The sequence below is a fragment of the Streptomyces sp. TS71-3 genome (genome assembly GCF_018327685.1).
GTDB lineage: Bacteria > Actinomycetota > Actinomycetes > Streptomycetales > Streptomycetaceae > Streptomyces.
This window is the reverse complement of sequence record NZ_BNEL01000001.1, coordinates 3,835,832-3,849,036: the sequence shown is the minus strand read 5'-3', so window position 1 is coordinate 3,849,036 and position 13,205 is coordinate 3,835,832. Positions and strand designations below refer to the sequence as shown.

Here is a 13,205-nt window from a genome sequence, read left to right as displayed (position 1 = left end):
GTCCGCGTGTTGTACGCGGGACCGCCTTCCGGGGCGCGGGCGCCGCACGGGAGCTCTCTGTGTCCTGTCTCGCCGGTTCCGTAAGCCGGTGCGAACGGCCTGGCGAAAGTCTTCTGGTCGGTGCGCTGCCCGACCCAGGTGGCTCCCGAGTACGAGGGCGGCGCTACGACGACCGTCCTACGCGGGACCTTCCGGCGCCGCTGCCTGCGCGGCGGCGAGTGCGGCGGCCCCTGGCCCCTCGGCCGGGGCGGCCGTGCCTGCCTCGCGGTCGGGCGCGAGCGGGTCGGTCACCGTGCCGCTCTCCTCATCGAATGGCCCCTGCGCCAGCCTGGTCACCTCTACGGGGACCGGCGGCGCCAGGTCGGCCACAGCTCGGAGACCGGACAGAACGTCGTCGGGTCGCACGGCAGGCGTCACGTGCCGAACAACCAGGCGCAGTATCGCACAGGGCTGGGCCTCCGGCCTATCAGGCACGGTGTCCAAGCTGCCGGGACCCGTCGTCCCCGTACCGGGAACCGCGATGTCCACGACGGCCGCGCGGGCGTCGAAGGTCCGCATGCCGCTCTTGGTCCTGCGCTGAACCTCCACCGTGTCCGCGGCCTTGAAGGCGGCCACGGCACGCTCGGCGTCGGCCGGCGTGACACCCGCCATGCGCAGCTCCCACACGGATGCGGTGAGCCGCTCGGCGAGGTGTGGAGTGCGGGCCTCCACGGACTCGATGACGTCGAGCCCGGTCGGCAGCGACTCGTCGAGGAGCTCGCGCACCTTGTCCGGGTCACGCTGCTCCGCGAGTGCGATCTCCAGATACTCGGCCTCACTGCCCGTACCCGTGGGGGCGGCGTTGGCGTACGACACCTTGGGGTGGGGCGTGAAGCCCGCCGAGTAGGCCATGGGGACCTCGGCCCGGCGCAGTGCGCGCTCGAAGGCGCGCTGGAAGTCTCGGTGGCTGGTGAACCGGAGGCGGCCGCGCTTGGTGTAGCGCAGTCGGATGCGCTGCACCGCGGGTGCGGGCGGCGGGCCTTCGGGCTGTCGCTTGCCCAGTGGTACGTCTCCTTGCCTGCTGCGGTCCGCGGCGCCTTACCCCTGCGTGGCCGGCGGCGCTCGTCCGTCGCCGTCCGGCCGGGTGCGGCTCCGCACCGGCGGAACTCAGACGCGCCCGAACCTTCCCTCAAGAGTACGCGCCAGGTGGCCGTGGAGTTCCCCACACGGGGCCGGAGAGGCCCCGGAGAGGGCCCCACGGGATCCCGTGACGCCTTGAGCGGCCCCTGCGACCGTGCGTGACAGGGCTTGCGGGCGGGTCTCCGCACGCCGCGTCGGCCCCACCGGCAAGGCGTACGGGCTCGGCATGACCGACGAGATGCTGGCCCTCGCCCTGCGCAACGCGGAGAAGGCCGGCGCGACGAACGTCGAGTTCCTCAAGGGGACCATCGAGGCGATCCCGCTGCCCGGCGGCACCATCGACGTCGTGATCTCCAACTGCGTGATCAACCTGTCCACGGACAAGCCGGCCGTGTTCGCGGAGGCGTTCGGCGTCCTGCGGCCGGGCGGCCGGATCGGCGTGTCCGACGTCGTCGCCGACGACGCACTGACGCCCGAGCAGCGCGCGGAGCGCGGCGACCGCGTCGGCTGCATCGCGGGCGCCCTCTCCTTCACGGAGTACCGCGACGGCCTGGAGGCGGCCGGTTTCACCGAGGTCACCATCGATCCGACCCTGCCGTCGCCGACGGCATGCACTCGGCCATCGTCCGGGCCGGCAAGCCGGCGACCGCCACCGTCGGGGCCGCGGCCCACGAGTCCGAGCCCGCAGGGAGCCGTTGCGGCGTGGACGCCTGCCGCACCCCGGCCGAGACCTCCGCGGACCCCGCCCTCACCGTCGCGGACGCCGAGGCCGCCTCAGGCTGCGGTCGCCAGGGCTGAGGCCCGCACGGCACGACGCCGAGGCGGCCCTCCCCGCCGTTACGTCTCCCGGCCGGTACGACAAAGCGGCCTCGGGGCGGCCGGGTCACCGCTCCGGCCGCGCCACCCGGATGAGGGTCTGCTGCCCGTTCGCGACGAGCTTCCGCTCCTCGCCCCGGACGCCGAACACCTCCAACTGGCAGACCGTGAGGGTGCGTCCGGACTTCAGGACGGTTCCGACGGCCTCGATGTGGTCGCCGACGGCGGGCGAGAGAAGGTTGATCTTGTACTCGACGGTGAGGACCTCGGTGTCGTCGGGGAACAGCGTGTAGGCCGCGTAGCCACCCGCGCTGTCCGCGATGGCGCTGGTGGCGCCCGCGTGGAAGTAGCCGTGCTGCTGGGTGACCTCGGGACGGCTCGGGAGCACGATGTGCACGCGCCCCGGCGCGATGTGCGCTATCCGCGCCCCGAGGTGGGCCATCAGCCCCTGGCGCCCGAAGCTGGACCGTATCCGCTCCTGCACCTCGGGGCCGGCCTCGTCCTGCTGCGTCCGCTCTTCCACGTGTTCCCTTTCGCGGATTCCACGAGATTTCACCGTGTACGTATGGGTGGGCAGGAAACATCAGCCGACGAGGCGTTCCACCAGCAGGAACACCCCGACAGCGATCATCATGGCACCGGAGGAACGGGTGACCGCCCGGGCGGCCGACGGCCGGGACTTCAGGATGGTGCGGGCCAGCAGGCCGACGGAGAGGTAGACGACGGCGCAGGCGGTCATGTGGAGCATCCCGAGCAGTGCGGTCTGTGCGGCGACCGGCCAGCCACCGGAGAGGTGGATGAACTGCGGGAACAGCGAGAAGTACAGCAGCAGCGCCTTCGGGTTCAGCCCGCTGATCCCGGCCCCCTTGAGCATCGTCTGCCACCGGGAGGAACTCATGGCCACCCCCGAGGCCGCGAGCGCCGCCGGCCGCCTCAGCACACCCCACCCGAGCCACACGAGGTAGCCGGCACCGGCGACGGTCAGCGCGGTGAGCAGGGTCGCCGCGCTCGCCACGATCACGACCAGGCCCGCGACGGCGAGGAGCGTGTAACCCGCGTACCCGGCCACCAACCCGGCGACCGCCGGGACGACCGACCGGTCCCGCAGGCCCGCGGATATCGCATAGGCCCAGTCGGCGCCCGGGGTCATCACCAGCAACAGGTCCACGGCCAGGAATGCCGTCAACGTGGTCGTCTCCACGGCTCACCCCTCTCACGCGCTTCGTTACGTGAGGAAGGTTAGGTTCGATCGTCCGGAATGTGCTCCCGCATTTACCCCGAGAACGGCTCCATTGAGGGAGAATCTTCCCCATGGATGCGTTGGATCGGAAGATTCTTACCGAGCTACAGCTGGATGGCCGCCTGACGATCACCGAGCTCGCCGCCCGCGTGAAGCTGAGCGTCTCGCCCTGCCACCGCCGTCTCCGCGACCTCGAAAGAGAGGGTGCGATCCGCGGCTACCGCGCGGTCGTGGACCCCTCGGCCGTCGGTCTGGACTTCGAAGCCGTGGTCTTCGCCACCCTGCGCTGGGAGGCCCCCGACACCGTCAGCGCGTTCGAGGAGGCCGTGGCCGCCGTCCCGCATGTGACGCAGGCCCAGCGCCTGTTCGGCGAGCCCGACTACCTCCTGCGGGTCGCCACGACGGACCTGGCAGCCTTCCAGCAGCTCTACGACCAGCAGTTGGCGAGGTTGCCCGGAGTTGAGCGCCTGACGTCCACGCTCGTCATGAAGCACGTGGTCGCCGACCGCCCCCTGCCCACCTAGCAGTAGCCCGGGGGGCGCCGGGACACGTGCGGTGCCGTGAGATCGCCCCTGTGAAGCAGGCATGACGGCGACAACCGGCCTACGGAAACCACGACACGAGCCTCCGCCCCCTGGTGCTCGGCCCCGATCTCACTGATGTGGGATTCGAATCGCCCATACAGCCCCAGACACGCGATATAGACCCCTTTCAGGGCATACCGACCCATAGCGGCCGCAGCCATCGCCGGTTGGGCATCGAGTGCACTCCAGGAGGTCTTCGTGTCAGTTATCGCGGTACAGGGAACGCCGGAACCGAGAATCACAGGGCGACACCACAGGGACGAGCGCACCTGGGGGAGGGTCGCGCGGGCCTGGGTGGGATGGGCGGTGCTCGCGGGCCTGGCGGTCCCGCTCGCCGCGGCATCGCCCGCCGCCGCACAGGAGGCGCCCGCGCACGACGACCCCGTCCGCGCCTACGTCACCAACCTCGACAGCGACACGGTGTCGGTGATCGACACCAGGACCAACACCGTCACCCACACCATCCCCGTCGGCGACCGCCCCGACGGCGTGGCCATCACTCCGAAAGGCGACCGCGTCTACGTCGCCAACCAGCTGGGCGACTCGGTGTCGGTGATCAGCACCAGGACCAACACGGTCACCCACACCATCCCCGTTGGCGACGCGCCCAACGGCGTGGCCATCACCCCGAAGGGCGACCGCGTCTACGTCGTCAACTTCAACAGCGACAGCGTGTCGGTGATCGACACGAAGACCAACACCGTCAAGACCACCGTCCCCGTGGGCAACGGGCCCGAAGACGTGGCCATCACCCCGAACGGCGAGCGCGCCTACGTGGCCAACGACCTCGACGACAGCGTGTCCGTGATCGACACCAGGACCAACACCGTCACCCACACCATCGCCGCCCCCGACGGGCCCGTCGCCCTGGCCATCACCCCGAACGGCCAGCATGTCTACGTCGCCAACGCCGCCAGCGACAACGTGTCGGTGATCAGCACCAGGACCAACACCGTCGTCACCACCATCCCCACCGGCGGTGACCTCCCCAACGGCGTGGGCATCACCCCGAACGGCCGGCTCGCCTACGTCACCAACCTCAACAGCGGCACCGTGTCGGTGATCGACACCAGGACCAACACCGTCACCCACACCATCCCCGTCGGCACCTGGCCGCGGAACGTCGCCTTCACCCCGGACGGCGAGCGCGCCTATGTCGCTAACGAGCTGAGCGACAACGTGTCGGTGATCGACACCGAAACCAACACCGTCGCGACCACCGTCCCCGTCGGCAACGGACCTTTCGGCGTGGCCATCACCCCGAAAGCCGCCGCACCGAAAAAGCCTCACAGCGCGACTTCATCCTGAATGAGCGCAGGAGGGACTTCACATCCACTCCACCTCCGAGTGGATGACCGAGGAGCCCTCGCTGCGTGGCAGGGGCGTCCGGGGCAACCGCCGCGCGGGCGATCTCGGCCGCCTGCCCGGCAAACCCGCCGGCTCCCATGCGGCGGACACCTCGCCCTCGGCCACGCCCTCGGCCGCCCCTGCCGGCGCACCCACGATGCGTCCCAGCGCCCCGCTCAGGGGCTGCGGTCAGTGCGCGTGCCCGCTGGTGGACGACGTCTTGACCGTCAAGGGCAGCAGCTCCCTGCCGGTCAGCTCCTTGCCGGTCGGGCCGACCTGTATGGGCTGTGTCCATCCGCGGGCAGATGGACACAGCCCCACATGCGCTACTTGTTGACGACCGTCAGCGGCAGAAGCTTCTTCCCCGTCGGGCCGACCTGAATGTCCAGGTCGAGCTGCGGACACACCCCGCAGTCGAAGCACGGCGTCCAGCGGCAGTCCTCGACCTCCGTCTCGTCGAGCGCGTCCTGCCAGTCCTCCCAGAGCCAGTCCTTGTCCAGGCCGGAGTCCAGGTGGTCCCAGGGCAGGACCTCCTCGTAGCCGCGTTCCCTGGTGGTGTACCAGTCGACGTCGACGCCGAAGGCGGGGAGGGTGGCGGCGGCGCAGGACATCCAGCGGTCGTAGCTGAAGTGCTCGCGCCAGCCGTCGAAGCGGCCGCCGTCCTCGTAGACCGCGCGGATGACGGCGCCGATGCGCCGGTCGCCGCGGGAGAGCAGGCCCTCGACGATGCCGGGCTTGCCGTCGTGGTAGCGGAAGCCGATGGAGCGGCCGTACTTCTTGTCGCCGCGGATCCTGTCGCGCAGCTTCTCCAGGCGGGCGTCGGTCTCCTCGGCGCTCAGCTGCGGCGACCACTGGAACGGGGTGTGCGGCTTGGGTACGAAGCCGCCGATCGAGACGGTGCAGCGGATGTCGTTGGAGCCGGAGACCTCCCGGCCCTTCTGGATGACCTTGGTGGCCATGTCCGCGATCTGCAGGACGTCGTCGTCGGTCTCCGTCGGCAGGCCGCACATGAAGTACAGCTTCACCTGGCGCCAGCCGTTGCCGTACGCGGTGGCGACGGTGCGGATCAGGTCGTCCTCGGAGACCATCTTGTTGATGACCTTGCGGATGCGCTCGCTGCCGCCCTCGGGTGCGAAGGTGAGGCCGGAGCGGCGGCCGTTGCGGGTGAGCTCGTTCGCCAGGTCGATGTTGAAGGCGTCGACCCGGGTGGACGGCAGGGACAGGCCGATCTTGTCGTCCGTGTAGCGGTCCGCCAGGCCCTTCGCGATGTCGCCGATCTCCGAGTGGTCCGCGGAGGACAGCGACAGCAGCCCGACCTCCTCGAAACCGGTCGCCTCCAGGCCCTTGTGCACCATCTCGCCGATGCCCGTGATGGAGCGCTCGCGCACCGGGCGGGTGATCATGCCCGCCTGGCAGAACCGGCACCCGCGGGTGCAGCCGCGGAAGATCTCCACGGACATCCGCTCGTGCACCGTCTCCGCGAGCGGCACCAGGGGCTGCTTCGGGTACGGCCACTCGTCGAGGTCCATGACGGTGTGCTTGCTCACCCGCCACGGCACGCCCGAGCGGTTGGGGACGACCCGGGCGATCCGGCCGTCGGGCAGGTACTCGACGTCGTAGAACGCGGGCACGTACACGCCGCCGGTCCTCGCGAGCCGCAGCAGCAGTTCCTCACGGCCGCCCGGCCTGCCCTCGGCCTTCCAGGCGCGGATGGTGTCGGTGATGGTGAGGACGGCCTGCTCGCCGTCGCCGACGACCGCGGCGTCGATGAAGTCCGCGACGGGCTCGGGGTTGAACGCGGCGTGGCCGCCGGCCAGCACGATCGGGTCGTCGTCGCCGCGGTCCCGGGCCTGGAGCGGGATGCCCGCGAGGTCGAGCGCGGCGAGCATGTTGGTGTAGCCGAGCTCGGTGGAGAAGCTCATGCCGAGCACGTCGAAGGCCCGCACCGGGCGGTGGCTGTCGACCGTGAACTGCGGCACGCCGTGCTCACGCATCAGCGCCTCAAGGTCCGGCCAGACGCTGTAGGTGCGCTCCGCGAGGACGCCCTCGCGCTCGTTCAGCACCTCGTAGAGGATCATGACGCCCTGGTTGGGCAGGCCGACCTCGTAGGCGTCGGGGTACATGAGCGCCCAGCGCACGTCACAGGAGTCCCAGGGCTTGACCGTGGAGTTGAGCTCCCCACCGACGTACTGGATCGGTTTCTGCACATGCGGGAGCAGGGCTTCGAGCTGTGGGAAGACCGACTCGACAGACATCTCGGGACTTTCGTGAGCGGACACAGATGACCCTCAACCCTAACGCGGCTCGGGTACCGCTCCGTACGCCCGCTCGCGGCCCAGGCGCCGGCCGCGGGGCGGGCAAGCCCCCGCCCGGCTCACGTCTCCCGCTCGGCTACGTCACCTCTCCCGCTCGGCGATGTCACTTCTCCCGCTCGGCGGCGTTCCTCTCGTCCTGTGCCGCCTGCCGTTCCTCGCGCCCGTACATCAGCCCGTAGGCGAACGCGTTCTCGCCCGCCCCGTGCGCCTCTTCGGACAGCTCGCGGAGGGTGGCGCGGGCCATCACGCTGTCCTGGTGGTCGCCGAGCAGGGACTGCAGGCGCCTGGCCGCGGTGACCGTCTTGTCGGCCTTGGAGCCGAGCACCGGACGTGCCGCCTCGGCGGTGTACCGCAGCCGCTTGGCGGCCTTGCGGGCGCTGTGCAGTCCCGCGTCGCGGTCGGAGCCCGGGGGCTGGTTCAGTGCCTGGGTGAGGCGGCCGGTGAGCCGTCCGCGGTCGCGCCGCATCGCCTTGGAGAGCACCTTTTCGGGCTTGCGGGTGGCCGCGGGGAGCAGTGGCGGGTCGGCGAGGAGGCGGTCCAGCGTGTCGAGCAGCCGGAGGTAGCGCTCGCCGTCCAGGACCTCGGCGAGCCTGCCGCGCGTGTCGCCGCGCCGCTCGTCCGACCAGGTCTCCATGCGGCCGCGGACGGGCCCGGGGGCCAGTTCGGGCGGCAGGCCGTCGAGCGCGGTGGAGAGCCGTTCGGCGAGCACCTCGCGGTCGCGGTCGATGCCCAGCTCGCCGGCGAGCCACTTGAGCTCGTCGCCGACGGGGGCGGTCACCGTGCGGTCCAGGACCTTGCGGTACGACCGCAGGACGCTGCGCATCCGGCGGGTGGCGACGCGCATGCGGTGCACGGAGTCCGGCAGGTCGCGGCGGACGGCGGGGTCGAGGTCGACCAGGGTGTCGCGCTGCCTGTGGAGGTAGTCGAGGACGGGTGCCGCCGCGGGCATCGGGGTGTCGCCGGGCTCCGCTGCGGGGCGGCGTTCCGCGGCGGCCGCGGCGGGCTGCCCGGCGCCGGTCTCCTCCAGGGCCCTGGCCAGCTTCGACGCCGAGCGGGACGGTCGCCAGCCCGCCTTGCGCAGTTCCTCCTCGACCGCGTCCAGGAACTCGTACGGGGCGCCGTCGGCCAGTTCGACCTCGGTCTCGGTCCACTCGGCCGTACCGGCACGGGCCGCGTCGGACGGGGCCGCCAGCCGCTCGGCGCGCACCCGGTCGAGGGCCGCCTCGGCGAGGAGGGTGCCGGTGTCGTCGAGGAGGTGGATCAGCCGGCGGGCCGAGCGGAGCCGTACGACGGGCTCCAGGGGCTCGTCGCGGACCCTGGAGCGCACCAGCGAGGCGATCTCCTCGGGGGGTGCGGCCGGTGCCTCGCACTCGGCGTCCGGGCCCCGCGGGGACCGGGCGGCACCGGCGCCTCGTGCGGCCTTCGCGCCCCGCCCGGCCTGGGCGCCGGCCTTGGCGCGCCCCCCGGCGCCCTCGGCCCGGGAGGCCGTCGCTTCCGGGCCGGCCGCTTCCCGGCCGGCCGACAGCGGTACGCGGATCTCCTCCCGGATGCCCTCGGCCAGGGAGACCGGGAACTTGATGTGCCACCCCGCGTCGGTGCCGCCGGTGCGGCGGCGCAGGATGATGCGGTCGGCGGCGAGCCGCTGGTCGGACGTGTCGTAGTAGATCGCGTCCAGCTCCAGCAGGCCCTTGTCCTCCACCGAGGCGACGCCCGCGACCGGGCTCAGGTCCGGAAGGTCCGCGGCTCCGCGGGGGCCTTCGTACTTCCGTTCGATCTCGCGCTGTGTCTTCGCCGTCATGCGATACCACACACCGTGCGACGTCGTGTCGTCCTACTGTCCGGGACAGTCACCGGTCCCGCGCGGAGTCGGCCGCCCGGGTCCGCCCGGTCCGCCGCCCCGTCCCGCCCGGAGCGGGTGCGCGGACCGGCCCGGCGCCGGCTCCGCCGCCACCGATGACTTCTTCCCTTCCGGTGCCCCCACCGGACGGCGGGAAACCACGCCCCTGCGCGGTGGGGGCCGGCCGCCGGCCTACCCCAGCCCCAACGGCCTCTGCACCCGGATCGACTGGAGCAGCCCCACCGCCATCCACACGGCGAACATCGACGATCCTCCGTACGACACGAACGGCAGCGGAAGGCCGGCCACCGGCATGATGCCCAGCGTCATGCCGACGTTCTCGAACGACTGGAAGGCGAACCAGGCGATGATGCCCGCGGCCACCACGGTGCCGTACAGCTCGGTCGTCTCACGGGCGATGCGGCACGCGCGCCAGAGCACCACCCCGAGCAGCACGAGGATCAGCGCCGCTCCGACGAAGCCCAGCTCCTCCCCCGCCACCGTGAAGACGAAGTCGGTCTGCTGCTCGGGCACGAACTGCCCGGTGGTCTGGGAGCCGTGGAAGAGCCCGGTGCCCGTGAGCCCGCCGGAGCCGATGGCGATCCGGGCCTGGTTGGTGTTGTAGCCGACGCCGGCCGGGTCCAGGTCCGGGTTGGCGAAGGCGGCGAAGCGGTTGATCTGGTACTGGTCGAGGATGTGGAGCTGCCAGATCGCGCCCGCGCCGGCCCCGCCGGCGGCGATCAGGCCGAAGACCCAGCGGTTGGAGGCGCCGGAGGCGAGCAGCACGCCGAGGATGATGAAGACCATCACCATCACCGAGCCGAGGTCCGGCATCAGCAGCACGATCACGATCGGCACCACGGCGAGGCCGAGGGACTGCAGGACGGTGCGGTGGTCGGGGTGCTCGCGGTCGCCCGCGTCGACCCGCGCGGCCAGCAGCATCGCCATGCCCAGGATGATGGTGATCTTGACGAACTCGCCCGGCTGGAGCGAGAACCCGGCGGGGAACACGATCCAGGCGTGCGCGCCGTTGACGGTCGCCCCGAGCGGGGTGAGCACCAGCAGGACCAGCAGCACCGAGATGCCGTAGAGGATGGGCACGGCGGTGCGCAGGGTGCGGTGGCCCACCCAGATGACGCCGATCATCAGCGCGATGCCGATGCCGGTGTTCAGCAGGTGCCGCAGCAGGAAGTAGTACGGGTCGCCCTGGTTGATCGCGGTGCGGTTGCGCGTGGCGGAGTAGACGAGGACCGCGCCGACCATGGACAGCAGGATCGACGAGAGCATCAGCGGCCAGTCCAGCTTGCGCAGCACCGAGTCGCGTGCGAGCAGCCTGGTCCAGGAGGAGCGCTGGGGTCCGTATCCGGAGACGGAGAAGCCGTGCGGGGCGACCATCGTCAGCTACGCCTCCAGACCACGGGCTCGCCGGGCGGCGCCGCGTACGGGCTCGTACTGCCCTGCTGTCCACCGGCGGGGCCCACGACGGCGGGCGTCGCCTCCTCGCCGCCCGCGGGCGCGGCCAGGACGACCGGCTGTGCGGCCGGCTGGAGGCCCGGGGCGGCCAGCGCGGCCGGCTGCTGGTAGGCCACCGGTTGCAGGGCGCCGCCCGGTGGCTGCCCGGCCCCCAGGGCGGCCTGCTGCCCCTGGCCGCCGGGATCCTGGACGCCGGGCTGCTGGCCGCCCTGCTGGTCGCCTGGGGGCTGGGCCCCCGGCTCCTGGCCCGGGATCAGCTCACCGGTCTGCTGGTTGGTGCCCTGCCCGGCGCCCGCCTTGCCCCCGGTCTCGTCGCCGTGCGGGTTGTACGGCTTGACCTGCGGGGCGTCGATGGAGCCGTCCGACTGGATCTTGGGCAGGCTCCCCTGCGGCGCGGACAGCAGCGCCTTCTTCTTGTCGATCTTGCCGGACTGGTCGACGCCGTAGAGCGCGTCGTAGATCTTGCGGACCGCGGGACCCGAGGCCCCGGAACCCGTACCACCCTGGGAGATCGTCATGACGACGGCGTAGTCCTTGGTGAACGTCGAGAACCAGGACGTGGTCTGCTTGCCGTAGACCTCCGCCGTACCGGTCTTGGCGTGCATCGGGATCTGCTTCTGCGGCCAGCCCTGGAAACGCCAGGCGGCCGTACCGCGGGTCGCCACTCCCGCCAGTGCTTGCTGTATCTCGCCGTTCAGCTTCTTGTTCATCGGCAGCTTGAACTGCACCTGGGGCTTGATCTCGTTCACGTGCTTGCCGTCGGCGCTGACGATCGCCTTGCCGATGCTGGGCTTGTACACCGTGCCGCCGTTGGAGATGGCCGAGTAGATCGAGGCCTCCTGGATGGGCGTGACGAGCGTGTCGCCCTGGCCGATGGCGTAGTTGACGGAGTCACCGGCGCGCAGCCTGTTGCCGTCGAGGCAGTTCTCGTAGGCGATCTTCTGGACGTAGCTGCCGTTCTTCTTTCCGGACTTGCACCAGGCGTCCTTGTTGGCCTCCCAGTAGTCCTGCTTCCACTGGCGGTCGGGGACCCGGCCGGTGACCTCGTTCGGAAGGTCGATGCCGGTCTCCTTGCCGAGGCCGAACTGGTGGGCGGTCTTGAAGAACCAGTCGTTGGGCTTCTTCTTGGGGTGGCTGCCGCCGTCCCTCTTCCACTCGTCGTACCCGACGCGGTAGAAGACGGTGTCGCAGGAGACCTCCAGGGCCCGGCCGAGGCTGATGTCGCCGTAGTTCTCCGACTCGTAGTTCATGAAGGTCTGGCTGCCGATGTTGAACGAGCTGGTGCAGGCGTAGTTCCCGTTGAAGGGGTGCCCGCCGTTCACGGCGGCCGTGGTGGAGACCACCTTGAAGGTGGAGCCGGGTGCCGACTGGCCCTGGATGGCGCGGTTCAGCAGCGGGTAGTTCGAGTCCTTGCCGGTGAGCCTGGCGTAGTCCTTGCCGGAGATGCCGCCCACCCAGGCGTTCGGGTCGTACGAGGGGTTGGAGGCCATGGCGACCACCCGGCCGGTCTTGGCCTCCATCACGACGACGGCGCCGGAGTCGGCCTTGTACTTCTCGTGGGTGACCGGGTCGATCTGGGTGCGGGCCACCTTCATCGCGTCGTTCAGCTCGTACTCGGCGACCCGCTGCACCCGGGCGTCGATGCTGGTGATGACGTTGTCCCCCGGCTGGCCCTTGTCGCTGTCGGCCTGGCCGATGACCCGGCCGAGGTTGTCCACCTCGTAGCGGGTGACGCCCGACTTGCCGCGCAGCTGCTTGTCGTACTCCTGCTCCAGGCCGTTGCGGCCGACCTCGTCGGAGCGCATGTACGGCGAGTCGGTGTGCTCGGCCTTCTTGATCTCCTCGTCCGTGACGGGCGAGAGGTAGCCGAGGACCTGGGCGGTGTTGGCGTCGCCCGGGGACGGGTAGCGGCGCACGGCGGTGGGCTCGGCGGTGATGCCGGGGAAGTCCTCGGAGCGCTCGCGGATCTGGAGGGCCTGCTTGGGGGTGGCCTCGTCGGTGATCGGGATCGGCTGGTACGGGGAGCCGTTCCAGCAGGGCTGCTTGGTCTGGGCGTCGCAGAGCCGGACGCGGTCCATCACGTCCTTGGGCTTCATGCCCAGCACCGCCGCGAGCTTGGTGAGCACCGCGCTGCCGCCGTCGTCCATCTTCATCAGCTTGGTGCGCGAGGCGGACACGACGAGGCGAGTCTCGTTGTCGGCGAGCGGCACGCCACGGGCGTCCAGGATCGAGCCCCGGACGGCCGGCGCGACGACCTGCTGGACGTGGTTGCCCGAGGCCTTCCTGGCGTACGCATCCCCCTCGCGGATCTGCAGGAACCACAGGCGCCCGCCGAGCGTGAGGAAGAGGGAGACGACAAGGATCTGGATGACCACCAGCCTGATCTGGACGCGCGGCGTGCGACCGGTCGCCGGGATGTTCGTCACGGGTTCCTCCCCTCAGTCGGTGCGGTGCAGGTGCGCGGGTGCGGCGGC

General features: G+C 71.0%; 9 protein-coding genes and 1 pseudogene. 3 read left to right on the top strand and 7 right to left on the bottom strand.

Features of this window, described 5'->3' with window-relative positions; genetic code table 11:
• Positions 1–177 precede the first annotated feature (177 nt).
• On the bottom strand, positions 178–999 hold the full coding sequence (locus Sm713_RS15545; RefSeq protein WP_212910212.1) for a TIGR03936 family radical SAM-associated protein: 822 nt from the start codon (positions 997–999) through the stop codon (positions 178–180).
• Between the two features lie 298 nt (positions 1,000–1,297).
• Between Sm713_RS15545 and Sm713_RS15540 the strand changes: the two are divergent.
• A pseudogene (locus Sm713_RS15540) lies at positions 1,298–1,917 on the top strand (methyltransferase domain-containing protein); the annotation flags it as partial.
• An 85-nt stretch (positions 1,918–2,002) separates the two neighbouring features.
• Here Sm713_RS15540 and Sm713_RS15535 read toward each other — a convergent pair.
• Both Sm713_RS15535 and Sm713_RS15530 read right to left on the bottom strand, forming a co-directional pair.
• Positions 2,003–2,377 carry a PaaI family thioesterase gene (locus tag Sm713_RS15535; protein ID WP_374196049.1) on the bottom strand — a complete coding sequence of 125 codons (375 nt, stop codon included), beginning with the start codon at positions 2,375–2,377 and terminating at the stop codon, positions 2,003–2,005.
• A gap of 141 nt (positions 2,378–2,518) precedes the next feature.
• Complete coding sequence (locus Sm713_RS15530) at positions 2,519–3,136, bottom strand: LysE family translocator (RefSeq protein WP_212910210.1); 618 nt, start codon at positions 3,134–3,136, stop codon at positions 2,519–2,521.
• A 110-nt stretch (positions 3,137–3,246) separates the two neighbouring features.
• Between Sm713_RS15530 and Sm713_RS15525 the strand changes: the two genes are divergently transcribed.
• Positions 3,247–3,699, top strand: a complete 453-nt coding sequence (locus tag Sm713_RS15525; RefSeq protein WP_212910209.1) for an Lrp/AsnC family transcriptional regulator — start codon at positions 3,247–3,249, stop codon at positions 3,697–3,699.
• 354 nt (positions 3,700–4,053) lie between these two features.
• The gene (locus Sm713_RS15520; protein ID WP_212910208.1) at positions 4,054–5,067 is read left to right on the top strand and encodes a beta-propeller fold lactonase family protein; all 1,014 of its coding nucleotides are present in this window, start codon (positions 4,054–4,056) and stop codon (positions 5,065–5,067) included.
• 365 nt (positions 5,068–5,432) lie between these two features.
• Here Sm713_RS15520 and Sm713_RS15515 read toward each other — a convergent pair whose 3' ends face one another.
• From Sm713_RS15515 to mrdA, 4 genes are all read right to left on the bottom strand, one after another.
• Positions 5,433–7,361, bottom strand: coding sequence for a TIGR03960 family B12-binding radical SAM protein (locus Sm713_RS15515; RefSeq protein ID WP_212910207.1), 1,929 nt, complete (start codon positions 7,359–7,361; stop codon positions 5,433–5,435).
• 163 nt (positions 7,362–7,524) lie between these two features.
• Positions 7,525–9,219, bottom strand: a complete 1,695-nt coding sequence (locus Sm713_RS15510) for a CYTH and CHAD domain-containing protein (RefSeq protein ID WP_212910206.1) — start codon at positions 9,217–9,219, stop codon at positions 7,525–7,527.
• A gap of 231 nt (positions 9,220–9,450) precedes the next feature.
• Complete coding sequence (rodA, locus tag Sm713_RS15505) at positions 9,451–10,653, bottom strand: rod shape-determining protein RodA (RefSeq protein ID WP_212910205.1); 1,203 nt, start codon at positions 10,651–10,653, stop codon at positions 9,451–9,453.
• A gap of 2 nt (positions 10,654–10,655) precedes the next feature.
• Positions 10,656–13,157 carry a penicillin-binding protein 2 gene (gene mrdA, locus Sm713_RS15500; RefSeq protein ID WP_212910204.1) on the bottom strand — a complete coding sequence of 834 codons (2,502 nt, stop codon included), beginning with the start codon at positions 13,155–13,157 and terminating at the stop codon, positions 10,656–10,658.
• Positions 13,158–13,205: the final 48 nt, after the last annotated feature.